General features: G+C 46.7%; 18 protein-coding genes. 6 read left to right on the plus strand and 12 right to left on the minus strand.

All coding sequences use genetic code 11. The features are described from left to right. Positions 1 to 5: 5 nt before the first annotated feature. Positions 6 to 2,309, minus strand: a complete 2,304-nt coding sequence (locus tag AAKU64_RS06745) for a TonB-dependent receptor (RefSeq protein ID WP_354333917.1) — start codon at positions 2,307 to 2,309, stop codon at positions 6 to 8. A 768-nt stretch (positions 2,310 to 3,077) separates the two neighbouring features. Next, positions 3,078 to 4,142 (minus strand): LacI family DNA-binding transcriptional regulator, encoded by a 1,065-nt coding sequence (locus tag AAKU64_RS06750; RefSeq protein ID WP_354333919.1) that lies wholly within the window; start codon positions 4,140 to 4,142, stop codon positions 3,078 to 3,080. A gap of 344 nt (positions 4,143 to 4,486) precedes the next feature. Here AAKU64_RS06750 and AAKU64_RS06755 point away from each other — a divergent pair, with 344 nt between their 5' ends. The 4 genes from AAKU64_RS06755 to AAKU64_RS06770 all read left to right on the plus strand — a co-directional run bounded on the left by AAKU64_RS06755 (position 4,487) and on the right by AAKU64_RS06770 (position 10,721). Then, positions 4,487 to 6,058, plus strand: a complete 1,572-nt coding sequence (locus AAKU64_RS06755) for an oleate hydratase (RefSeq protein ID WP_354333920.1) — start codon at positions 4,487 to 4,489, stop codon at positions 6,056 to 6,058. Positions 6,059 to 6,463: 405 nt separating this feature from the next. Beyond that, positions 6,464 to 7,117, plus strand: coding sequence for an NAD-dependent epimerase/dehydratase family protein (locus AAKU64_RS06760; protein WP_354333922.1), 654 nt, complete (start codon positions 6,464 to 6,466; stop codon positions 7,115 to 7,117). 264 nt (positions 7,118 to 7,381) lie between these two features. Further along, positions 7,382 to 8,335 (plus strand): hypothetical protein, encoded by a 954-nt coding sequence (locus AAKU64_RS06765; protein WP_354333924.1) that lies wholly within the window; start codon positions 7,382 to 7,384, stop codon positions 8,333 to 8,335. A gap of 775 nt (positions 8,336 to 9,110) precedes the next feature. Then, positions 9,111 to 10,721, plus strand: coding sequence for a MutS-related protein (locus tag AAKU64_RS06770; RefSeq protein WP_354361897.1), 1,611 nt, complete (start codon positions 9,111 to 9,113; stop codon positions 10,719 to 10,721). A 25-nt stretch (positions 10,722 to 10,746) separates the two neighbouring features. Here the strand turns inward: AAKU64_RS06770 and AAKU64_RS06775 are convergent, their stop codons facing one another. Genes AAKU64_RS06775 through AAKU64_RS06790 form a run of 4 tightly spaced genes read right to left on the minus strand, consistent with a single transcriptional unit; the run spans position 10,747 to position 13,920 of the window. Beyond that, positions 10,747 to 11,478 carry an SDR family NAD(P)-dependent oxidoreductase gene (locus tag AAKU64_RS06775; protein ID WP_354361898.1) on the minus strand — a complete coding sequence of 244 codons (732 nt, stop codon included), beginning with the start codon at positions 11,476 to 11,478 and terminating at the stop codon, positions 10,747 to 10,749. A 45-nt stretch (positions 11,479 to 11,523) separates the two neighbouring features. Continuing rightward, positions 11,524 to 11,916 carry a hypothetical protein gene (locus AAKU64_RS06780; protein WP_354333929.1) on the minus strand — a complete coding sequence of 131 codons (393 nt, stop codon included), beginning with the start codon at positions 11,914 to 11,916 and terminating at the stop codon, positions 11,524 to 11,526. Positions 11,917 to 11,955: 39 nt separating this feature from the next. Next, positions 11,956 to 13,305: a c-type cytochrome gene (locus AAKU64_RS06785; RefSeq protein WP_354333931.1), complete on the minus strand. Its 1,350-nt coding sequence runs from the start codon at positions 13,303 to 13,305 to the stop codon at positions 11,956 to 11,958. Further along, a complete protein-coding gene (locus tag AAKU64_RS06790) occupies positions 13,306 to 13,920 on the minus strand; it encodes a c-type cytochrome (RefSeq protein ID WP_354361899.1) in 615 nt (204 codons plus the stop codon). Here AAKU64_RS06790 and AAKU64_RS06795 point away from each other — a divergent pair. Further along, positions 13,919 to 14,341: a hypothetical protein gene (locus AAKU64_RS06795; protein WP_354361900.1), complete on the plus strand. Its 423-nt coding sequence runs from the start codon at positions 13,919 to 13,921 to the stop codon at positions 14,339 to 14,341. The genes AAKU64_RS06790 and AAKU64_RS06795 overlap by 2 nt on opposite strands. Here the strand turns inward: AAKU64_RS06795 and AAKU64_RS06800 are convergent. The 3 genes from AAKU64_RS06800 to AAKU64_RS06810 form a co-directional block, all read right to left on the minus strand. After that, positions 14,284 to 16,425, minus strand: coding sequence for a S46 family peptidase (locus AAKU64_RS06800; RefSeq protein ID WP_354333936.1), 2,142 nt, complete (start codon positions 16,423 to 16,425; stop codon positions 14,284 to 14,286). The genes AAKU64_RS06795 and AAKU64_RS06800 overlap by 58 nt on opposite strands. A gap of 356 nt (positions 16,426 to 16,781) precedes the next feature. Continuing rightward, positions 16,782 to 17,642 carry an HDOD domain-containing protein gene (locus tag AAKU64_RS06805; protein WP_354333938.1) on the minus strand — a complete coding sequence of 287 codons (861 nt, stop codon included), beginning with the start codon at positions 17,640 to 17,642 and terminating at the stop codon, positions 16,782 to 16,784. A gap of 381 nt (positions 17,643 to 18,023) precedes the next feature. Then, positions 18,024 to 18,740, minus strand: coding sequence for a flagellar basal body-associated FliL family protein (locus AAKU64_RS06810; protein WP_354333940.1), 717 nt, complete (start codon positions 18,738 to 18,740; stop codon positions 18,024 to 18,026). A 458-nt stretch (positions 18,741 to 19,198) separates the two neighbouring features. Between AAKU64_RS06810 and AAKU64_RS06815 the strand changes: the two genes are divergently transcribed. Continuing rightward, on the plus strand, positions 19,199 to 20,263 hold the full coding sequence (locus AAKU64_RS06815) for an acyltransferase family protein (RefSeq protein WP_354361901.1): 1,065 nt from the start codon (positions 19,199 to 19,201) through the stop codon (positions 20,261 to 20,263). Positions 20,264 to 20,368: 105 nt separating this feature from the next. On the opposite strand, the gene AAKU64_RS06820 is transcribed toward AAKU64_RS06815, so the two are convergent. The 3 genes from AAKU64_RS06820 to AAKU64_RS06830 form a co-directional block, all read right to left on the minus strand. After that, entirely contained in the window at positions 20,369 to 20,968 is a 600-nt protein-coding gene (locus tag AAKU64_RS06820) for a lysophospholipid acyltransferase family protein (RefSeq protein WP_354335184.1), read from the minus strand. Between the two features lie 486 nt (positions 20,969 to 21,454). Beyond that, a complete protein-coding gene (locus AAKU64_RS06825; RefSeq protein WP_354361902.1) occupies positions 21,455 to 22,069 on the minus strand; it encodes an AAA family ATPase in 615 nt (204 codons plus the stop codon). Positions 22,070 to 22,171: 102 nt separating this feature from the next. Further along, the gene (locus tag AAKU64_RS06830) at positions 22,172 to 22,888 is read right to left on the minus strand and encodes a pseudouridine synthase (protein ID WP_354335180.1); all 717 of its coding nucleotides are present in this window, start codon (positions 22,886 to 22,888) and stop codon (positions 22,172 to 22,174) included. Positions 22,889 to 22,920: the final 32 nt, after the last annotated feature.

Here is a 22,920-nt window from a genome sequence, read left to right on the forward strand (position 1 = left end):
ATTATTTAAAACGAGTATTTCAAAGTAGCGCGGATCGTGCGTCCGTTGATTGAGCGAGCAGCATGACCGTCGCCCTCCACTTCGGTATAGCCGATTGAATTAAACAAATTATTCGCGCTTAAGGAGACTTGTGTACGCTCATTAATTTGGTAATTAACGAAGGCATTGACCACTCTAAATCCTGGCAAATTTAAAGTATTGGCATCATCACCAAATGACTTGGTTGTACCGATCACGCTAGCACCAAATACCGTATCACCGATGGTATAAGTTGGTGCAATCTGATAGATCAAATCAGCCTGACGGCGGGGTGTCTTGCCGATAATCGTTGGATCATTTGCCCCAACTATTTTTGCATTGGTATAAGTCAAGCCGCCAGCCATACGGAATTCATTAATGCGATAACTGGCTTCAACTTCGATACCTTTAGCATCGTAATTATTAGAGGTAAATTTTTGCGTCGTTGCTTCGTAATTAGACTCGGCCGTTTTAGCCTGGAAGAAAGTAACAAAACTGCTAAAGTCACCCGTCTTCCACTTCACACCAGCCTCATTTTGCTTGACGATATTAGTGCTGATCGGTGTCGATCCATCCAGTGGATTGCCAAACATAATGCGATCCGCATTGAAGGCAATACCGTCGCTCGTACGTGCAAATAAAGCGAGGTCTTTTGTCAGACGATAATTGGCACCTAATGAATACGAAGTGTGATTAACGCTGTAATCGATAAACTTAGTATTAGCCGCGCTATACAGTTGATTAACTGCCTGATTATAAGTACCGGAAGCATTCTGTTTATCGTAGCGCAGACCACCATCAATATTCCAATTACCCGATTCCCAACCGAGGTTGAGATACGTCGCATTGGTCTTGTATTGCGCATCGATATAACGGTTACAGCAACCCCCAAAGACATCGGTTCCTGCTGCTAATAGACCGGGCGAACCCGCAATCGTTGCGCTGGAATTTAGCAGCGCTGGCTTGTCGCCGCTGGACTGCATCAGGTATTGATTGAAGTTCCAGGTCACGCCCAGATTTTGGATAGAGGAATACAAACCAGCTGTTGCGGCCAATTTACCGCTACCAAGTTCGAATACTTTGGATACTTTCAGATCATTGACCGTACTACCGACATCATCCAGGGAAGTATTGAATACCGTTGCAGTGAACGCAGCACCGTTATACGCCTTACCCGCATTAGGGCCGGTGGCATAAGTCATACCGGTTTGTACATTACTGTTATCACTTGGGAAAATCGAAATGAAGCGACCAGAATTATTCGACTTCCGAAACTTATCGTCCAGAGTCCAACCCTCGCCAAGCTTGAACGAAGCTTCTGCGCCGAACGCATTATTGACGACATGCAAACCATCGTTCACATTGGTGGAGGTTTTGCTGTTGTTACCGTTCAGTACGATATCGCGGGTCCAGTACGGTGAATAGAAGCTCGCTGTGCGTGGATCAATCCCCGGCAATTCTGAGATGGTGCCGTTAACTGTTTTCACAGGCACAGGCATGTTCATCGGAGTCTTATCATCCAGATGTTTAAAGCTTAAGCGGATGTAACCATTGTCCAGTTCATGCGTAATATTCGCCCTAATCTGGCCGCCATCTTCTGCGGTAACACCAGCAGGACGCGCGCCATCACCGCTGCGATAAAAACCCGCTACAAACATCCGTGTCTTGTCGGAAATCGGTGTACCAAAATCAAAATCGTAACGAGTCTGATCAAAATCCAGACCTTTAGTAATCCCGATACTGCCGCCTTTTTCACGCCCATTTTTAGTAATGAAATTGATAATGCCGCCCGGAGAATTAGTCGCCATCGTTGAGGCAGTACCGCCACGGACAACTTCTAAATGACTGAGCCCGCCATCAGCACGTAAGAACATATCCGGCGTCACAAAAGCGATATCACCAAACTGTAAAATGGGTAATCCATCTTCCTGAAACTGAACATAACGCGCACCACCGGCAGAGATCGGTACACCACGCACGGTCAAGTTAGCATTGCCTTCACCACCAGAGGATTCGGCACGCACACCCGGAATCGCACGCAAAATTTCTGCTGCATTGGTAGGCGCTGATTGGGCGATCTGGTCTGCATCCAGCGTACTGATAGAAACACTGGCCTTCATCTTAGACGTACGTAGCGGTGTACCCGTTACGACTACGCTATTCAGATTGAGAGAATTTTTTTCATTGTCGGCACTTGGCGTTGCCTCTTGCGCCCAAGCAGAGTTCATTTGCAAAACAGCCAGTGATACCAAGCCGGCTATGCGCGTCATTTTGATGCGTGATGATGTCATTTCTGTCTCCGTTTTTTTCGGTTTCGCCAAATTTCTTCAAACACAATGCATGCTTGATTTGGCTCTTTATTTTTGCTTCTCTTTATTTTTACTGCTCTTAACAATCTTATTTTGCGTCGTTTTGCGTATTTATTTTATGCATTCACTTTACGTATTTACTTTACTTCAGCGCACTGTTCTCTTACTAAAACGCTGTGTTTCAACGGACTAAAGAAAATAACAAAAGACCTCCAGCAATCCTCGTAGATTTTTGGAATTCTCCAAAAACACTCGTCAAACATATTCTACAAACATTGCTGAAGATCTTTTGAACCATGGGCGACCAGTAAGTGAATGGATTATCGGTCAAATAAATAATCATTGCAATCGATTGCAATAACGCAGTGCAGCAAAGCACTTATTTAGTGCAATCAAGAAATAGGAATTTGATATTGTTCGCGGTAAATATCTTAACTATTCCCAATTGTCATTAAGCAAAAAACTATCGCCTTTACTATGGTCAAAGCAGAAATTTTCAAGATTAAATCGGAAATTTTCAATGCAAAAAGGATAAGTACCCTGGCCACAATCGCTTGTCACAATTGTGCAACATACTAAAAATGTAAATCGTTTGCTGATGCGGCGCAGCATGAATTTCGAGAGAAATTCTACATCTAGATGATTTAAAAACACAAAAAATCTAAGAATTGCAACCGTTTGCAAATATTTGCAATCAAAGCAGAAAACTGATTGTCATAGAATTCAAGCTAGAAGCCTTAGTCGACCAGATTACAAACTGCTGGTACGAGAAATCAATTGGGTAGGCAACAGTCGCGGACTAACTGCATCGTGTTCGACAATCGACAATAAGGCTTGCACCAGCGCCTGCCCTGCTGCTGCCATAGGTTGTCGCACTGTGGTGAGTGGAGGATGAAAATAACGGGCAAGTTCAATATCGTCATAACCGACTACGGCGACATCTTCTGATACGCGGTATTTTTTATCCCTGAGTGCATTGATTGCCTTCATCGCTAACAAATCACTGCAGGCAAACAAGGCATCAAAGGGGATTTTACGGGAGCACAACTCTTCTACTGCGAGTCGGCCGCCGTCTTCTACAAATGAGGCTTGTACGACCAGATTGGGATCTAAGGGGAGTTGAAAACGGCTCAGCGCGTTGCAATAGCCTTCATAACGCTGCGCCATTTCTGGCAGTTGGGTATCGCCAAAAAATGCGATACGCTTTCTGCCGGACTGAATTAAATGTTCGGTCGCTAAAAAACCGCCGCTGACATTATCGCTACCAACGGTCACATACAATTGTTGTGGCAATTGTGCGCCCCAGACCACAATCGGCACCCGGCGCGCTGCCAGTTGATTAAGCTGATCGTGATGACGCCATTGCCCGATCAAAATCACGCCAAGCACTCTGCCGGTATCATAAATTTGTGCGGCCGAGTCCAGTTGCTCAGCATCCACCCGCGACAGCAACATATCGAAGCCGCGATCGGTCAATGCATCGGCCAGACTACCTAACATGCTTAAGAAAAAAGGGTCCGATAAATGTTGTCGTGTTGTCGTATCGTAAGGCACCACGACTGCTACCGTTTTATTTTGTTTAAGGCGTAAATTTTGTGCGCCGATATTGATGGAATAATTTAATGAGCGTGCTAACTCTTCTATTCTTTTCTTGGTCTCGTCATTGACTAAGGAGCTGCCACTAAGAGCACGTGACACGGTAGAAGTAGAGACGCCTGCCAAGCGGGCGATATCGGCCATTTGCAGTCTTCGCTGCTCTGCGCTGGCAGAGTCTGGTTTGCGGACGGTAGTCATCTGGCTTGGCGTCTTTGTCATGTCATTTCTTTGCTTTACATCGGTAAAAACTATTATAAAACTCAATCGCCATTCTGCGTAGCAAAATGCAAACAAAATCAGCTTCGAGGCTACATACAAGGCACTGTGTGCTGCCGCACTGACTGAACTATCGCCGAGCTTTACGATGCGCTCATCCTGAGCATTCGCTCTATCACCACTATTGCTTGACCTAGATCAAAGCGTAATCGACAGATTTTATCTACCTTTAGCTCTACGGTCAGGTAAGACATCTTGACCTAGATGAAAAGTAACGCGTGCCATATCAGCATGAAAGCAGCGCTAAGCAGCGCGAATCGTCAACACATCAACTAATTAGGAAAATAATGAACAGTACGCATAAAGCCTATCTCATTGGGGGCGGCATTGGCTCTTTGTCAGCCGCCGCCTTTATGATCCGCGACGGCGGCGTGAGCGGTAAGCAAATTACGATTTTTGAAGCGATGCCACTCCTTGGCGGCAGTCTCGATGGCGCGGGCAATCCAGAGCACGGCTACACCTTGCGTGGTGGACGTATGCTAACTACTGACAATTACGAATGTACCTGGGATTTATTCAATAGCATTCCTTCATTGAGCAATCCGGCGCAAAGTGTATTCGATGAAACCGTTGCGTTTAATCTCAAAAACATGCCGCATTCTATGGCACGTCTGGTAGATAAAAATCGCTTCAAAGTGGACGTCACGTCCATGGGATTTAGTATGCAAGACCGGATGGAGCTGCTAAAACTAAGCGAGGCTGATGAAGCCAGCTTGGGGAACAGCGCCATCACTGATTGGTTATCGCCAACATTTTTTGAAACCAAATTCTGGTTTATGTGGGCGACTACGTTTGCCTTCCAACCCTGGCATAGTGCGGTGGAATTTAAGCGTTATCTGCACCGCTTTATGATGGAGTTTTCTCGCATCGAAACCTTAGCTGGTGTAAAGCGCACTGTGTATAACCAGTTTGATTCACTGGTACGTCCGTTGTTAAGCTGGTTGCAAACTCAGGGTGTGAACTTTGTGACTAACTGCACTGTAACGGATATGGATCTCGTCACGCAAAATGACAAAATCGTCGTCACTGCCTTGCATTGCCATCGCGATGGTAAAGATGAAGTGGTTACCGTTGTTGATGGCGATATTGTGTTTTTCCAAAATGCGTCCATGACCGATGCCTCTAGTTATGGCTCCATGAGCGCCGCCCCGGTAAAGCTGACCAAACACGATAGTAAAGGCTGGCGCTTGTGGGAAAAGATCGCCGTAAATCGTCCTGAATTTGGTAACCCTGCCGCCTTTAATTCCAGCATCCCGGAATCGTATTGGGCATCGTTTACGGTCACACTCAAAGACAGTATTTTCTTCGATAAGATGGAACAATTTACTGGTAACCGGGCAGGTACTGGCGGCTTGGTGACGTTTAAAGATTCCAATTGGTTTATGTCGGTAGTGCTTGCACATCAACCGCATTTTGCGGATCAGCCAGAGGGCGTGCAGGTATTTTGGGGTTATGCGCTACACCCAGATCGCATCGGTAATTTTGTAGCCAAACCAATGGCGGAATGCAGCGGAGCAGAGATTTTGCAAGAGTTGTGCGGTCATCTCAATTTTGATCAGGCCAGTTTTGCCAATGCCAATTGCATCCCTTGCCGCATGCCATATATCACCAGCATGTTTATGCCAAGGACAAAAAATGATCGCCCATTGCCAGTACCAGCGAATTCTAAAAATCTTGCCTTCGTCAGCCAGTTTGTAGAGATTGCTGACGATGTTGTCTTCACCGTGGAATATTCGGTACGGGCGGCACAAATGGCTGTGTATGAACTACTTAAAATCGATAGGGAAGTCCCGTCAATTCATCATCATGACGAGTCCATCAAGGTGAAGTTTGATGCGCTGATTAAGGCATTTAAGTAGGAACTAAGTAGGCACTAAGTAGCAGACAATTGGTGATATATCGTAGCAGGTGATAGTATTTTTATGATCAGACAAGAGGATGAATAATAAATACTATCACCTAGTATATTTTAAGTGTCCATATAATCATTGGACACTACGACATTTTTAATAAAAATAATAGGGAGTATATTCAATTCAGGTAGAAATATTGCCCTGAAAGCTTGGAACTGCCGGCGTAAAAATCAGCTGTGCTTCAAAACGGTTCCGTACTAGCGTACGGTCAGCGCAAGAAATCGGCTCTTATGCCTAAGGCGGTTCGCCAGACAATCTTCTGCGAACATATTCGTTTCAGCGATACACTAATCGTCGCTATGGCATCTTGATCAAACTCAACGCATCCTATTTATTTTGTGAAAGTCGCTTATGACCCGCCTCATCGTACTCGGCGCCAGTGGTTTAGTAGGTCAACAAATCTTGGCGCAAGCGCTGGCCAATGAGGGCATCAGTCATATCATCGCGCCCACCCGACGCCCGCTAGCAGATGCCCAACGTCGTCACGCCAAGCTGGAAAATCCGATTATCGATTTTGATCAGCTACCAGCTGATGCCCTATGGTGGAAAGCCGATGCCGTTCTCTGCGCGCTTGGCACCACCATGCGCCAGGCTGGGTCACAAGCTGCGTTTTACCGGGTAGATCATGATTATGTGGTGGATGCAGCGAAATATGCATTTGCTGCCGGTACCACATGCTTTGTACTCAACTCATCCATGGGAGCCAAACTCAATGCCAGTTCATTTTATTTATGCGTCAAAGCAGAAACCGAACGTGATCTGGCGGGATTGGGATTTATATCTCTGATGCTAGTCCGTCCCTCGCTATTGGACGGTGGCGAACGGCCAGAAAAACGCTGGGGGGAATCGTTTGCAATCAGTTTCAGTAAATTACTAGGACCACTCGTCCCAAAACGTCTACGCCCGGTCTCCACAAGCAAAGTGGCAGCAGCCATGATTAGTGCGGCCTTAAAAGCCACGCCCGGCGTGGTAGTGATTGAATCAGAACAATGTCAGTTGCTGTAATTAATCCAGTCCGTCGCAAAACCACCGGGTAAACGCATTGCCAACTGCGTTAACAAACACTATCGATATTGTGAGCTGCAAGAAATGCCGCCGCTCTCAAAATACATCAGTTTGACTTCATTCAAAATATTCACATCAATTGCGCATCACGCTGCAGCAATGCGGAAATGTTGAAATTAAATCAAGTTTATGTTTCAATGGAATGGCTACGTTCGCCGTCTGCACGGCAACTGCCCCCCCTAATTTCCTTTTGACGGAGCACACATGAAGCAAGCTGTATCAACCCTCGTATCAATACTGGCACTCGCGGTACCGCTGGCAACCCATGCTGGTACAACGATTGACCTAAAGAAGATAATCACCGACAGCATCTCAACCCAGAATCAAGCCCCCGCTACCACACCTGCGAGTGGCAACACGGCAAATTCAGGAAAGTCGACCCCGTCCGGCAACGCAGCGGGTAGGAGTAACAGTCCGTCGCGTAATAGCTCGGAAGGACCCGATTCAGCCGAGGTCAGCGCAGTGCTAGCAAAACTTAATTTGCCAGATATTGCTGGCATCAAGATTGGTATGAATATCGATGAAGCGCGCCGTCTTGCACTCAAGGCAAATCCGAATTTCAAGTTCAAAAAGACCGATTTTACCTGGATGAGTTCTAGTTTCAACGGTGTTGAAGCCGATGTGCGAACCACCTCGCCTGACGACTCTTACGGTAGCGGTGAGAAGTTCGTCCTGTTGTACAACGAGGCTGGGACCGTCTTCATGGTATTGCGCGCCTTCACAAACCTGCCGTCAGACAAAGCGATCCCAGTGGCCGTACTGCAGCGCTCTGTCGCAGCGAAATTCGATGCACAAGGAATCGACAACGCAACGCGTCCGGATTTTCTCGGGCTAGCGAAGTGGCGCTACGACATGAACGGCAAACTCAGCATGAACGACAGAGGACCCAATACCGACAGTCCATGCCAGGGGGATTTGATACCCGGCGCCCCCGAAGTGAATGCGATGTTGCTCCATCCTTCGCCCAACTGTGCACTAAATATTATGGTTACGTCGCACTTGGCTCCTAGGTCGGGCTTGGTCAATACCTACTGCGTATCCATGGCAGCCCCATGGCTAGTGCATGATATTGGCGTCGTCAATGCCAAGGCTGCGGGCGCCGAGGCGAAGCGCCGCGCCGAGCAAGATAAAGCCAAGGGCAATGTGCCGCAGTTGTAGTTGGGAACAGTGGGCCATAAAAGATGAGCCAGCGAAGTCCTGCAGAGAAATCGGACATCAGCGCGATTGTTATAGTCGCATTGCGCCATGGCAGGTTGAAAAAAATCTAAGCACTGAGATCAGTTTATGCTCAAAACCGCTGTCTTTGCTAAGGTTTTTCGATCCACTTTGTGCAACTTCGTTGACTCGGGCATCGCTACCAAATGATCAATGCGGCTCCATTCAATTGCCCGCTCGCGCCATGCCGTGTGATGACCTGAGCAAAGTTGAGCCAGACCTAATTGGCTCGTGCTTCGCACCCCTCGGTCGGTTCGCGGCGAATCACCACTTCTTCCACAGCGCCATGGCGGTTACTGGTTGTATGCGACAAGCTGGCGCCAGGCGGGCGCCACGGTCATGCTATGTAATTTGATAAGTTGAAAGAATATATAGCGTTGGCTAGACGGATGTTAGGAAATACGTACTAAACAACGTAATAGAATTTGAAGGTTTGAAAGCAGCATACATTAGAGATTAAATCAGAACAGTGCCAGTTGCCGTAACTAGTCTACGGGAAAATATACGATCTTCCTCTATGCGCGAAGAAAAGTCCGTCGCAGACACCACCGGGCAAACGCGTTTCGAACTGCGTTGACAAATATCTATCGCAGTATTGCGTATCCCTTTGCATCTCTCTTGATATCTTGGCCCAAAGCTACATCTAGTGAATCAACGCGCACGCATTTACGTAATTCCTATTTATATTCTGCTACACACTTCGCTAGCCAAGGGCTGTATGTCTATATCATCACTGCAATTTGCCTGGAAAAATTTCATCAGCTGGATTCGTTTTTTAGTTCTACCCGAGCCAGACTCACTTGATCATTCATTTTCTGTAAAGCAGATCGGGGAATTACATAGCGTCACACTAAATCCCGACGCACATGCGATTGATGACCAAACTTGGAAAGATTTATTGGTACAGCAATACGCAACAGTATTATCAAAAGAAGTCAGTATTTTTGGTCAACAGATACTGTATCAACGCTTGCGTACTGGGCTTGGCGATGAGCAATGTGCAAAGCTGTCTGAGCGACTGCAAACACTGACGCAAAATCCGTCCGTGTTAGACGAGCTGCATGATGTATTCCAAAACCTGCGTAAAGCCGACGCCGAGATTGCAGGCTTATTATTTCGTGATTCAAATCAGATCAGCTTACCTGGCTGGCATCGCTATACTTGGTTAATAGCTGCGACATTTTTTGTATCACTTGGTGCGACATTGCTGCATCCATTCGCCGGGATAACTGCGTCACTTTCGCTGCTAGGACTGTTTGCCATACAGATTCATTATCATTCGGCGATGCATCTCTGGAATCACTCCATGCGCTCACTCAATCAGTTATTGGGCGTATGCAGTGTGCTTGGGAAACGTACAGAAATAGATCTGAAAGAGTTTGCTGATAATAGAGTCCGTGCCGGGAGAATCAACCGGAAATTAACACGACTGCCTAGTATTGATGCCATCATTCCAGGCACCAGAGCGTATATCGACTGGTTAATGATAGCGAATGTCAGGCATTATTTTAAGAGTGTATTGCACGTCTATGCCAATATCGATTTTCTACGCGACTGTTATTTGCGTACATCAAATTTAGAAGCAGACATCGCTTTGGCACGTCATCTGTTAGATCAAAACAATACTTGTTGGGCAGAGCGCCATCAATATAAGCAGCTTGCATTTACTGAGGCAGTACATCCACTGCTACATCAGGCGCGGCCGCTATCAATTGGGCTGGAGTCCAAGGGTGCATTTATTTCCGGCAAAAATGGCATTGGTAAAAGTACCCTGCTACGCACCATAGGAATAAATCTGATCGTCGCCCGTGCATTTGGATTTTGTTATGCCAAGACCGCCAACGTATCAACACGTCCGGTCTATGCAAGTATGCAAAATGAAGATTCTTTATTGGGTGGCGAGAGTCTGTACATCGCAGAACTGCGACGTGCCAAAGAATTACTCACCGCAGCCAATGGGACGCATCAGGGCATTTACATCATTGATGAAATTTTCCGCGGGACCAACCATAGCGAATCAGTTTCTGCCGCCGCAGCGGTATTAAAAACACTAGCGCAAAAAGGTCTGGTAATCGTCTCATCACATAATCTGGTGCTCGCGCCACTGCTAGAAAAATGGCTCAATTCGCTTTACGTAACAGCAACCGATGACAACGCACAGAACTTAATATTGCGCCCTGGAATACTGGCACATACCAACGGTATCGCCTTACTGTCATCGCACGGTTTTGGCGAGCAAATTGAAGATAATGCAGGCAAAGTATTTAACTGGTTAAACAGCTATCTTGCGCGACCAACCGATGACTGTAGCCATGTGCTTGAAATGTAATTACATGAAATCACAGAGTCGGCATTTAAAACTGCACATGATTGACTGAACCGCCATCAACATACCAATTTGCACCTGCGACAAAACTTGCTGCGGGACTGGAAATAAAAGCGACAACTCGCGCAATCTCTTCTGCTGTAGCTAGGCGCCGCATGGGGTTGCGTTTAATAATTTTTTCGAAAGTCTCAGGTTCTTCTCGACTTACGCGATCCCATAATCCACCGTCAAATATGGTGTCCCCGGGAGAGACTGTATTCACCCGAATTGTCGGCAGCAGACGCGTGGCTAGAGATTTCATGTAATGCACCATTGCCGCTTTTGCTGCTCCATAAGGTGCAGAAGTCGGTGCCTCCAGCGAGCCTGCTTTAGAGCCAATGTATGTGATTGCAGCATGAGAAGATTTTTGCAGATATGGAATGACTGCCTCTGTTGTGTTGACCGTCGCCTGAATATCTGTTTGGATACTGGCAGCCCAATCCATACTGATCGCGCTCACGTTCGGAATGAAAATATCAACATGACCGGTCTCAGCCATCCACGTTTTAAAATCGTCGATCTTAGTCACATCAACAACGTAGCCACGAACAGTTCCGGGAAGTTGCTCAACTAAACGAAGTGATCTGTCAATCTGCACCTGACCTCTGGCGCAAAAAGAAACCGTGCAACCTTCACTCGCCAGAGCATGGACAATCGCCGCGCCTATTCCGGCAGAACCACCGGTCACAATGGCATGAAGACCTGATAGCTGAAGATCCAAAAGAACCACCTTTCGTTGCAGAGTCTATTTTTCAGACAAGGAAATCTAGTGCATTTGATAAAAAATCAGAATGAAAATTGCGGCCAATATACCGGTCACGACAACCAACAGATAGCTGATCAATGACAATATGACGCCACCTTTAAATAGAATAGGAGCGTTATCTGTGTTGGTGGCTTTTGGTCCCAGATACCATCCACCCAGCAATAACTGTAAGGCTAAGCCAATAATAAAAGCGAAGTAAACCGGTAAGACTCTGCCAGTGACATTATTTAATATCGTTGTAATCGTACTCAATACAGAAACAATGACGCCGTATATTAATGCATGAGTCCAGCGTAACTGTGTACGTTTATACAAAAAAGCTGCCAGTTTGATGAGCAATGCGAAGATGCATGGCATCAGTAACAATGGCAGAAAAGAGAAGGCAAGTGACATTGTGTTTCCTGATCAATCGATATGATGGTGATATTTAATTTAATCCAGAGGCGCAGTCCGGTAACGATTCACCTCAGACGCACTGACCACACCGGCCTGATTGCCCCAGGCATTGCGCGCATACGACAACACTAACGCGACCTCGCCATCGGTCAGCGTCGGTGCAAATGGGGGCATGCCGTAAGGTCTTGGATTGCCTGCGGTTGTTGCAGGGAAGCCGCCCGATAATATGATGCGGATAGGATTGCCTGCATTACTCATTAAAATTGCAGGATTCGCTTTAAGTGCAGGATAGATTGTCCCTGCGCCTTTGCCTTCTGCGCCGTGGCAATCAATGCAGTGATTTTTATAAATACTGCCGCCCTCTTGCATGATGCGCGCCATCTCTTCTTTGCTTTCGCCACGGTTAGCAATGGCACGGTCCAGTGCATCTGGCTTGGGCTTGCTAGCGGCGGGCAATGCTTGTAAATAATTCGCCATTGCGTGGATATCGTAGTCGTTGAGATATTGCAAACTATTGACAACCACTTCTGCCATCGGGCCGGATGCGTGGGCTTTTTCTGATACGCCTGTGTGGAGTAAGGCACTGACCTGATCGCCCGACCAGTTGCTTAACATAGCGTCATCCGCTGCCCCATCTTTAGCCACTAAGGATGGTGCGTACCAATGGCTGATCGGCATGACTGCCCCACCTAATTCATTCCCCGTATCGCTGGCACCGAGAGCATTGCGACTGGTGTGGCAAGCGCCACAATGTGCCAGACCTTTTACCATATAGGCACCTCGATTCCAGTCAACACTTTGTTTACTGTCACTCTGATATTCGCCCGGACGGAAATATAAAGCGCGCCAGAATGCCAGTAAAGGACGTTGATCATACGGAAAGCGCAAAGCATGCGCCTGATTCTCGCGTTGAATTGCGGGGATCGATTTGAAGTAGGCAAACATCGCGTCGGCATCTTTCCGCATGATCTGGGTGTAATTCGTAAAGGGAAATGCGGGATACAACAAGCGACCATCTTTGGATTTGCCGTTATGCAGCGCATTCCAAAACTGATCGGCGTTCCAGCTACCAATACCGGTAGCGACGTCTGGCGTTAAGTTGGGCGAGATAAAATCACCAAACTCAGAAGAAATTACCCGACCGCCGGCATAGGCCAATCCGCCTCGCGTGGTGTGGCAGCCCATGCAATTCGCTGCGCGCGCAAGATATTCACCTTTAGTAATCTGCGCCGCAATATTGCTGGCGGTTGTTGGCGCAGATGATATCGCCGATGCAGGCTGTTCCGACCGTATAACAACGGTATCACCTAAATAATAGCCATACGCAAATAAGGCAGAAGTACCCGCCACCAATACAACTAACATCGCTAAGAAAATACGCTTCATTTACTTAGCTCCCATTAGCGGTACGCTGCCACAACGCATAGGCAAAGATGCGGTCATGTCTTTTGCTGCGATTGGCAGCGGATCGGCAGGTAGGGCTTGTGACGCCAGCCATGCAGATACCGCGCTTACATCTTGGGGACTTAATTTTTGGGCAATCTGCTCCATACAATCCGGTGCTTGCGCATGTCTGCTACCCGTTTGCCAGGCACCAAGTTGCCCGTTAATATAATCACGCGGTAATCCAAGTAAGCCGGGGATAAAAGGAGCAACACCGGTCATCTTTTCGCCATGACAGGATACACAGGCAGGGATTTTTTTCTGCGTATCACCATGCTGCACCAACTGCCGCCCGCGTTCTATCGATGCAGCCGGAATATCCAATTGCTGCGGTGCTGGATAAGGCGGATGCTGATCGGAGAAAAACGTAGCGATCTCTTGCAGGTAAGCGTCTGACATATTACCCACCATATAAGTCATGACAGGATACGTGCGCTTGCCGTCTTTAAAATTTTTCAACTGATTAAACAGGTATCCCTCCGGCTTGCCTGCAATACGCGGATAGTAGCCATCATTAGCCGCCCTACCCTGTTTGCCGTGACAAGAAGTGCATGCCATGAGCCGCTGGCTTAAGGTATCTGGTACAGCTTGCGCCATAGCAGCTTGGCTGAACAGTAAACATACAACTGAGAGCGTCACTAGCGCTGGCAGCCTTGGTAGCAAGGCGCTTGCCTTCAGTCGCTTTATTAGTAAATCAGATGTGAACAGTGGGAGTGTCATAGAAGAGCTTAGTTTGATTGCACTTGCAAACCTAAATACAAATGCCATTGTTGAGGCAATCAATAGGTTCTCTATTATGACCTCTTCACTAAGCCTCTGGGACGATTTGCCCAATAAGGTGTGGGAATTTCAAATAAAAAAAGACCAAACAATTTTGCCTGGTCTTTTTTATTGCACTTCATCTCATTTGATCAAAACAAATTATTTTGGATGCGATGGATACTTGATCGTCATCTCTTGCAATACATTGTCTGCATGATCAATCTCTTTCATCGCCCACAGCATGTAGCGAATGTCCACATGGATAGCACGCGTAATCGCACTGTCGAAGTACCAGTCTTTGGTAATGGATTCGTAAGTTGAATCAAAATTTAAGCCGATCAGGTCACCATGTTTGTTCATCACAGCAGAGCCAGAATTGCCGCCAGTAGTATCTGCACTGGACAAGAAGTTGACTGGTACGGTACCCAAGACCGCATCACGGAAAACGCCATAACGCTTTGCCTTGATCGCGTCTTGCTCCGCTGGTGGCACATTAAATGGCTCTTTGCCTGTATTTTTTTCTACAATACCTTCTACCGTGGTGAACGGACCTTTGCTAATGCCATCACGTGGTGAATAAGGTGCAACGGTACCAAAGGTCACACGCAAGGTGGAATTGGCATCTGGATACACCGGCTTGCCTTGCGACTTTTTCCAATTGATAAAAGCTTGCATATAACGCGGGATAATGCGTTCTAAATTGCCATCAATTTCTTTGCGGCGGTTTTCCATAATCTGACCCATCGGATAAACCTTACTGGCTAAACGTAAAAATGCATCATCCGATTGAGCCATGCTGTCGGCATCTTTATCCAGCCATGCCAGACGCTGCGCGGTGGTAGTCAATTTGGTCTGAGCGTACAAGGGTGCAATCGCGTCAACCGCTGGCAGCAGCGCATCCAAACCCTGCGGGTGGGTATCGGCTGGCAATTGTGCATAACGCTGCATCGCAGCTTGCCAGCGCGCCTGATCGACGCTGCTGACAAAAGATCGCTCTAAGCCGGAGAGGCGCGCTTTGAGAAAAGGAATATCACGTTCCTGATAGCCAGGCTCACGCTCAGCATCAGGCTTTTTACGCTCTAAGGCCAGGCGATACAAGCTGCGTGCGCTGCGGAACATATCGCTGTGCAGCGCAACGGACATCGCAAACTCTTGCTCACCTAAAGCGATATCAGCAGCAATGGCGGTGTCTAGCTCAGTCAGCAGATTTTTATCATTGGCATTGCTATGAGCGGCAAACCATAACCGGAATTGCGCCTCTTGTACGTCTTTGATGGCGGCAATATCTTTGCGTGCAAAACCATCAATCAGACCTTCCGTTTTTTTCATGCCATTGTTAATACTCTTAACCACACTGGCATAACGTACGCTTGATTCTGGATTGTCTTTTGTCGCCAGCGCGATCGTTGCCAGATCTGCCTGGTTTTCGGCGACACGGCGGGGATAACTGGTGTCACGCGCTGAGCGGATTTCTGTCGGCAATTTGTAGCGGCTGGTGCGACCTGGGTAACCCGCCAACAAAATCGGATCACCGTTTTTTAAACCCTCAGCAGATACTTTTAAAAAGTCTTTGGAATAGTAAGGAATATTCTCTGGTGAAGGGTCAGCAGGACGTCCATCCTTGCCCACATAAGCGCGCATAAACGAGAAATCACCGGTGTGGCGCGGCCATTCAAAATTATCCACGTCACCGCCAAAATTGCCGATCTTATCCGACGGTGCATACACCAGACGCACATCACGTATCATCAATTGGCGTATCCGGTAATACTCCAGACCACGATGAAAACTCGGCACCGAACAGCGATAAGCTTTATCTTGCTCACACTCAGCAATCAGTACCTTGATGCGATTCTGGATTTGCTTATTGCGTTCCAATCCCGATAAATTCGGACTTAAATTACCAGTTACTTTGTCTGTCACGGTCTCTACTTTATCCGTCACATAGATACGTTCACTGGGTCCGGCTGGCAATTCCTCGGCACGAGTTTTCGCTAAAAAACCATCGGCGATTAAATTACGCGTCGCACTGGAATTACGCTGCACGGCACCATAAGCACAGTGATGATTGGTCACGACCAAACCTGCGTCAGACACAAACGAGGCCGAGCAACCAGGCAGCGCCACCATGGCACTCATCGGTAACTTGCTTAAGTTAGCCAACTGCTCGGCAGGGATGGCGATACCGATACGTTTTAGCTCTGCTTTTAATTGTGGTAATTGGTAAGGCTGCCATTGTCCCTCGTCGGCGTGGGCAACCATGCTGGCAGTACCAAGTGCAAACAGAGCTGTTGTCGTCATTGCAAACGTGGTCGCAATGAATTGGATAGTCGAACGTTTATGATTGAACAAGGTAGGTCTCTGCAAATAAGAAATTGAAGGAGTAACGGCAGTTCAGGAGTAAAGATAGTTCCGATGCAAGGCGGCAAGTGTAACAAAATCCCGGAACTGTTTGCCAAGATTTTCTGTGACAACTCCGTGGCATGAGTTGAAGTGAAATGGAAGATGAAAGGTGGGAAGAGAAGAAGAAAGCAAGGTGAGAAAGCGCAATTGCAAATGATGGCACTTAAATGAACAGGCAAAAAAAATCAACGCAACTCGCCGACCATTGAAATACCCCAAAAATACCCCAAAATTAAATGTCTACTATTCAGGCTTTAGGCAATAGCTTGCAGAATCAGACTTAATTCCACTTTTGATTCATTCATTAACATCTGGCATTTATCAGCATCGAGCTGAAGATTTTTCAGTGCAGACGGCATCGCCTCCCAATCGAGTCCGGACAGCGAGTCGTTGACAAAATGTGCGTCCAGAAAATCCGCCGTAGCTACCACATCCGTCAAACTAGGTTTGCTAGTCAATGGCAAATTAATCATACGATGATCCATCACAGCGTCACGGATATCCTGATCCAGATCCCAGTTTTCTAAAATTGCCGCACCGATGCTGGCGTGCCAATGATCGACTAACTCCCACAGCGCGCTATCGGAAACAAACAAGCCTTGATAGTGGCTTGCCCTACTCATAATATAAAACTTGCCGACGTCATGCAGTAAGCCCGCTAACATCGCTTTGTCAGGACTTAATCGCGTCATACGTTTTGCGATGATTGAAGATAAGGCAGCAACGCGCAGACTTCTGGTCCACAAACCATCCATATTTTTGGATAAAACCTCATTCCGCTTTTGGTCGACTAATTGCTTCATCCCGACCGAGATAGCGACATTACGCACAGCGGTAAAGCCTAACAACATAATTGCAGAACGCAGATCAACTATTTTTTTACCTGTGTGATTAGCCATTGCAGAATTGCTTAAACGCAGCATCTGCGCAGACAATACCGGCTCTGCACTGACGATTCTGACTACCACGTCAATCGACATTTCTGGCTGGCTAAGAGCGCGTCGGATTTTCATCGTCGCATTCAACGATGTGGGGAAAATTAATTCGTTGGACGATAACTCGGCAGTCAATCCTGCTATGAACTCAAACTCGATGGATTTTTCTGTCTTCGTCATATAACCGCACCCTGAATAAAATAATCTGGCTGTGACATTACCATGCTTTCAACTCTTTTGGGCGAGCGCAAAAGAGAGCATGACCACCCACAATAAAGCGATTAAACAAGACTAAGTTTGTACTTAATTGACGCCAGAATCGCTACACAAGTTCTGGCTTAGGAATTGACGACAAGTCCGTTTTTAAAGTTCAAACAAGAAATATACTCATATCCAGTATATTTTAATTGTCCATATAAATCTTGGACAATGTGGCATTTTTTAAAAAATAAATGGGGAGTATATTAAAATCTATCTCTCCAGGCTTACCAGCCACAAAAAATAAACTGCCGAGGTGATCGCCATCGGTATGTCAATACCGCAGCAAAAAACCAATTGAGCTTAAGATTTATCCTGCAACAATAATTCTGTAAGTAAAACAGCCTGCACCTTATCGGTCTTCAGCTCGGTATTAAAGCGTTTTTTAAGATTATTTTGCATCGTCGTAAAACCTTCTGGAGTGCGCAAAGCATCTGGCTCGGTAGTAGAAACCGCAACTTGGAATATATCGTTAAGGTTCTTTTTGTTCTCTTGTAACCAATCCAGATCTTCGTTATCTACCTGAATCGTAACTTGCATCCTGGTCACTTGCCCATCGATGTTGACGACCGCTTCAGGCAATGCGGCATAGCTGATTGCGATATCGTTGGTCGGCGCCCGATTGACGTAGGTATAGATCGCCACCGTAATACCGATAAACGCCAGCAAAATGACACTGGCGGCATATTGGGCGAAGTTGTCTTTTTTTCTGACCGTGACCGTTTTTCTTCTGGGCGGATCTGGCGGTGGTGATTTTTTTTGATTGGCACCAACCCGCGCTGCTTTTTGGCTCAGAGGGATCATCGGTGGTGCTTGCAAAGCCGGAGAAACTGGGACACTTGCAACGGTCTTGTCTACTTTGTCATTCTCTTTTGATTCAATCTTAGCCGGATCAAGATTAAAACCCCATTCGTCTAAACTTTCATCGCTGATAGCCGAGGTTTTGATGGGTCCGCCATCCACGGCTTCAAAATCTAGCTTAGCAGTGAGCAGATTTTTTCTTGGATCACTCGTCGCCATGAACTACTCCCTCCTTAATGAATATGCCTTGATACAAATGAATGCCAATCGATTGACGCCAATTGCTATTGTAGTATGGCGCCGCAGTTAATTACCGAACAGAAACAAAAAGAGGACGAAAGACCATCAGGAAGTATCCATATTAATGCCCTGATTTTGCTGCCCTCCCCCAGATAAAATTCATCCCAGACTGCTTAACTTAATTCTGAAATTATAGTTCTGAAATCTTTCCAGAATAAAGAACTTACGCTGATCTGGCTGATGATCTGCACGAGCGTACAGCGCCAAACTGAGCTTATCCCAATGAAAATTGGGCTTGAAATTATGCTTTTTAAGCAACTTCTAGCATGACTTAGCAAAGCTTCGTTACAAACTTAACAGGCGTAACTCATGATCATTCGTTATCATGGCGACTTCCCGAAAAAAACCTATGTTTACAGATAGTTAGAGAAATATTGATGTCTTCACTGAGCAGAAATTCCAGAATCGACAATATCAAAGGTGTTTTGATATTTTTAGTCGTCTTTGGTCATTTAATTGAATTGCATATCGCTGGTGCGCATGTGCTGCACTCGGTGTGGTTGTTTATCTACTCTTTTCACATGCCAATGTTTGCCCTGGTATCCGGCATGTTTTCTAAAGCATCTCTGGACGAAAAACAAAGCAACCAGCTAGTCAAAAATGTAGTGATTCCCCTTGTCGTCTTTGAGATTTTCTACGAAGGTCTGGAGTTACTTTTAAAGGGTAATTTAAGTGTTTATAGCGGACTATTCGCACCTTACTGGATGCTTTGGTATTTGCTGAGCTTGCTGTCATGGCGCTTACTGCTACCCATGTTTTCGCGCTTGCAGTTCCCGGTGATGATCGCCTTGGGCGTCTCTCTGGTTGCCAGCTATTCAGAGAGCACAGGTTATTTTTTAAGCATCTCACGCACCTTAAGCTTCTTCCCATTTTTCTTGTTGGGCTGGAAAATGGGGCCTGGTTTTTTTGATGGTGGTAAAAAGCGCTTAGCATTTGTGAGTGTGCCGGTGGTGGCGATTGCGATCACAGCGTCCTTCTTATTGCGCAGTGATTTTGACTATCGTTGGCTGTATGGCAGTTATTCGCTTAACCGTCTTGGTATGGCAAATGTGACTGGTACTGCGTATCAAATTGCACAATACCTTGTCTCACTTACAGTTGGTATGGCTTGTTTGCATCTGCTATCGCTGAGAAATTGGGGACTGGCACAAATTGGTCAACGTTCTATGTACGTATTTTTGTGGCACGGCCTGGCATTGATTGTGCTGCAGCAAACGGGCATGCTGAATGAGATTTTTAAGCTTGATCATGCACTGGCTCTTGTAATCGCTGTTATCGCCAGTGCCATCATTGTGTGGCTGGCATCGCATCCATGGTGTGAGGCTATGACCCAGAAGCTTCTATTAAAACCAATGTCGTGGTTGTTCATCAAGGCGCAGGGAGTGAGTATGCCCACTCCTCCCAAAACGATGGATGTCAAAGTCTCGACGCTAGAACCTTAAACAAAATAGCTAGCTTCACCGCCATAGCCAGCACCGCCATCATTACCGGTATCAAACCAGACACAAATCAAATAACCAACATACGGTTTGTGCCGTAGGGCATTCTTATTTCACCTGGATATTGCCTGCATCAAACTGGCGCGGATTCTTGCCAGTAATCCCTGCATAAAAGCGCTGGATTTCAGCCATATCAACTGTAATATCCCCAGACAATTCAAACATACGGCCTATGCCGCCGACTTTGCGTTTGAAGTCCAGGTAGCCTAGCGCAATTGGTACACCAGCGCCTTGGGCGATGTAATAAAATCCGGTTTTCCAGTGGCTGACATTGCCACGCGTGCCTTCTGGCGGGACAATCACTGTCAATGACGAGGTGTTTTGGAAAGCCTCAACCGTGCTTTGGACTAAATTGCCAGTGCGCGTGCGATCCACTGGGATACCACCAAGCCAACGCATTACTCCGCCTACAACGGGTGGAAACAAACTGGCTTTACCCATCCAGTAAACATTAAGACGCAGAGCAAAACAAACCAGCAAAGTCACGGGAAAATCCCAATTGCTCGTATGCGGCGCTGCGATCAACACGTATTTGGGCGTGGTCGGTGTAATACCCTCGACCTTCCAGCCGATCAGTCTCAATATCAATAAAGAAACCCAACGCATCAAAGTATTGATGATGGGCGTGTCAAAAATGGTGTGATGCATGTACTAAGTCTTTGATAAAAATAGAATTTACGCCAAATTGCCGCAGCAAGGCGTCGTGACGAATGCGGCATTATAGAGAGAGACATGCTGCTTTAGGGAAATAAAGAGTGCCATCAATCAAGATGGAGGGTGCGTAAGTGAAAGCGCTGTGACCGTTTGCTGCAACAAGTCAGCATCGATTTTTCAGGCGAAGTAAGCGCCGCCAAAATATATACTGCCATTAGTATATTTTAATCGTCCATATAATCACTGGACAATCAGGCATTTTTCCATAAAATAATGGGGAGTATATTAAACCCAGATTTTCCATTAGATCGCTACCACTTCGCAGAAACCCAGACTGCGTGCGGTCTTCAGAGGGATAGCACCACCGCGCTTTGAGTGGGATCGCTACAGCGAGAATTTGCACAAATTGATATTGCGGGGCAATTCATATCAATTCTGCTTTGCGGCTAAATTCTTTTCCGTGGCTGATTTATAGCCGCTTTAAGGCTGATTTACCCATGCAATCACGTCTTGCCATTGCGCTATATCTTTTTCTACTCTGGAGGGTGCAACATCCCACAAAGTCGCGCCGTGTGCTGCCAATTGAATATAGTTTTGGATATCACGTAAATACGCCAGAACAGGTAAGCCTAGTTGTCCGACATAGTGCGCCAATTGATCAGAGGCCCGGCTACGGCCATTGACTCGCATACCTAGCACGGCTAATTGGTAGTTCTTGTCCCGCTTATTGAGTTTTTTCAAAAAATCCTCCGTGGCGAGGATGTCAAAAATAGAAGGTTGCAGAGGGACAATCACCTTGTCCGCCAGTTTTAAGACTGCATCTAATTTGCTACCGCTTAGACCTGCAGGCGTATCCAACACGATATGTGTCGTCCCTTTAGGTGGTTTTGCGATATGACCGTCTTGGATTTCCCAGGCGCTGATCGCTGGCAAATTGGCAGGGCGCAACGACAACCATGTACGTGATGATTGCTGCTTGTCCGCATCGCCCAGCATCACCTTATGTCCTTGCGAGGCAAAGTATCCGGCCAGGTTAGTGGCGAAGGTACTTTTACCAACACCACCTTTAGGATTGACGATAGCGACGACAGGCATAGTGACTCCTCGTAACTGATAATGATGTTGAAGCTTAAGCTAAAACCAACAATAAAAGTGATGCTAAGAATTCAAATTACATAATCGCAACAAACAGTCATTTTATGCAGGTACCAAGAGCGCCATTTGTTGCTGGGTGAGATAACACCATTCGCCCTCTTCCAAACCCAGAGACTGCAATGTTAGTTGTCCGACAGCAGTTCTGCTCAACGCCGCACAATGATTGCCGGCTGCTGCCAGCATGCGCTTGACCTGATGGTACTTGCCTTGCTCCAAGACGATCTCAAGCTGATGAGCAGAAAGCTGGCGGCAGGTTTGCGCTGCCAATGGCGCTGGTTCATCATGTAATTGCACGCCTGCCAATAGCTTTTCTACCAATTCGCTAGTCACAGGTTCCGCCGTGGTTGCAACATACACTTTTGGAATATGTCGTTTAGGCGAAGACTGGGCGTGGATAAATGGGCCATCGTCCGACATCAACAACATACCCGTCGTATCATGGTCCAGGCGGCCTACCGGCTGCACATCGCGCCACGAAAACTGTTCTGGCAAAAGGCTCAATACACCTGGATGGTGGCTAGGTTTGCGTGAACATTCAAAATTAGCGGGCTTGTTGAGAACGATATAAATATGTTCACGATATTCCCACTCTTCATCAAAAATATGAAAAGTCAGACCATCGGTTTCCACGGTCGTTTTATAACTGTCCATCACTTCGCCAGCGATGCTCAGTTCGCCGTCATCGATTAGCTCGCGACAGTATTTTCGGGTGCCAAATCCTTGCGATTGCAGGATTTTATCTAGGGATAATTTACTCATGGGCGGGACTTTAACAGAAGCGAGGGCGTCTG

Origin of the sequence: Undibacterium sp. GrIS 1.8 (genome assembly GCF_040544445.1) — a bacterium.
In the GTDB taxonomy this organism is placed as follows: Bacteria; Pseudomonadota; Gammaproteobacteria; order Burkholderiales; family Burkholderiaceae_D; genus Undibacterium.

What these genes read in the sequence shown, in the direction of transcription:
- AAKU64_RS06745 (WP_354333917.1), bottom strand. Translation starts at nt 2,309, where the DNA reads ATGACATCATCACGCATCAAAATGACGCGCATAGCCGGCTTGGTATCA.
- AAKU64_RS06750 (WP_354333919.1), bottom strand. Translation starts at nt 4,142, where the DNA reads ATGACAAAGACGCCAAGCCAGATGACTACCGTCCGCAAACCAGACTCT.
- AAKU64_RS06755 (WP_354333920.1), top strand. Translation starts at nt 4,487, where the DNA reads ATGAACAGTACGCATAAAGCCTATCTCATTGGGGGCGGCATTGGCTCT.
- AAKU64_RS06760 (WP_354333922.1), top strand. Translation starts at nt 6,464, where the DNA reads ATGACCCGCCTCATCGTACTCGGCGCCAGTGGTTTAGTAGGTCAACAA.
- AAKU64_RS06765 (WP_354333924.1), top strand. Translation starts at nt 7,382, where the DNA reads ATGAAGCAAGCTGTATCAACCCTCGTATCAATACTGGCACTCGCGGTA.
- AAKU64_RS06770 (WP_354361897.1), top strand. Translation starts at nt 9,111, where the DNA reads ATGTCTATATCATCACTGCAATTTGCCTGGAAAAATTTCATCAGCTGG.
- AAKU64_RS06780 (WP_354333929.1), bottom strand. Translation starts at nt 11,916, where the DNA reads ATGTCACTTGCCTTCTCTTTTCTGCCATTGTTACTGATGCCATGCATC.
- AAKU64_RS06785 (WP_354333931.1), bottom strand. Translation starts at nt 13,305, where the DNA reads ATGAAGCGTATTTTCTTAGCGATGTTAGTTGTATTGGTGGCGGGTACT.
- AAKU64_RS06795 (WP_354361900.1), top strand. Translation starts at nt 13,919, where the DNA reads ATGAGCCGCTGGCTTAAGGTATCTGGTACAGCTTGCGCCATAGCAGCT.
- AAKU64_RS06790 (WP_354361899.1), bottom strand. Translation starts at nt 13,920, where the DNA reads ATGGCATGCACTTCTTGTCACGGCAAACAGGGTAGGGCGGCTAATGAT.
- AAKU64_RS06800 (WP_354333936.1), bottom strand. Translation starts at nt 16,425, where the DNA reads ATGACGACAACAGCTCTGTTTGCACTTGGTACTGCCAGCATGGTTGCC.
- AAKU64_RS06805 (WP_354333938.1), bottom strand. Translation starts at nt 17,642, where the DNA reads ATGACGAAGACAGAAAAATCCATCGAGTTTGAGTTCATAGCAGGATTG.
- AAKU64_RS06810 (WP_354333940.1), bottom strand. Translation starts at nt 18,740, where the DNA reads ATGGCGACGAGTGATCCAAGAAAAAATCTGCTCACTGCTAAGCTAGAT.
- AAKU64_RS06815 (WP_354361901.1), top strand. Translation starts at nt 19,199, where the DNA reads ATGTCTTCACTGAGCAGAAATTCCAGAATCGACAATATCAAAGGTGTT.
- AAKU64_RS06820 (WP_354335184.1), bottom strand. Translation starts at nt 20,968, where the DNA reads ATGCATCACACCATTTTTGACACGCCCATCATCAATACTTTGATGCGT.
- AAKU64_RS06825 (WP_354361902.1), bottom strand. Translation starts at nt 22,069, where the DNA reads ATGCCTGTCGTCGCTATCGTCAATCCTAAAGGTGGTGTTGGTAAAAGT.
- AAKU64_RS06830 (WP_354335180.1), bottom strand. Translation starts at nt 22,888, where the DNA reads ATGAGTAAATTATCCCTAGATAAAATCCTGCAATCGCAAGGATTTGGC.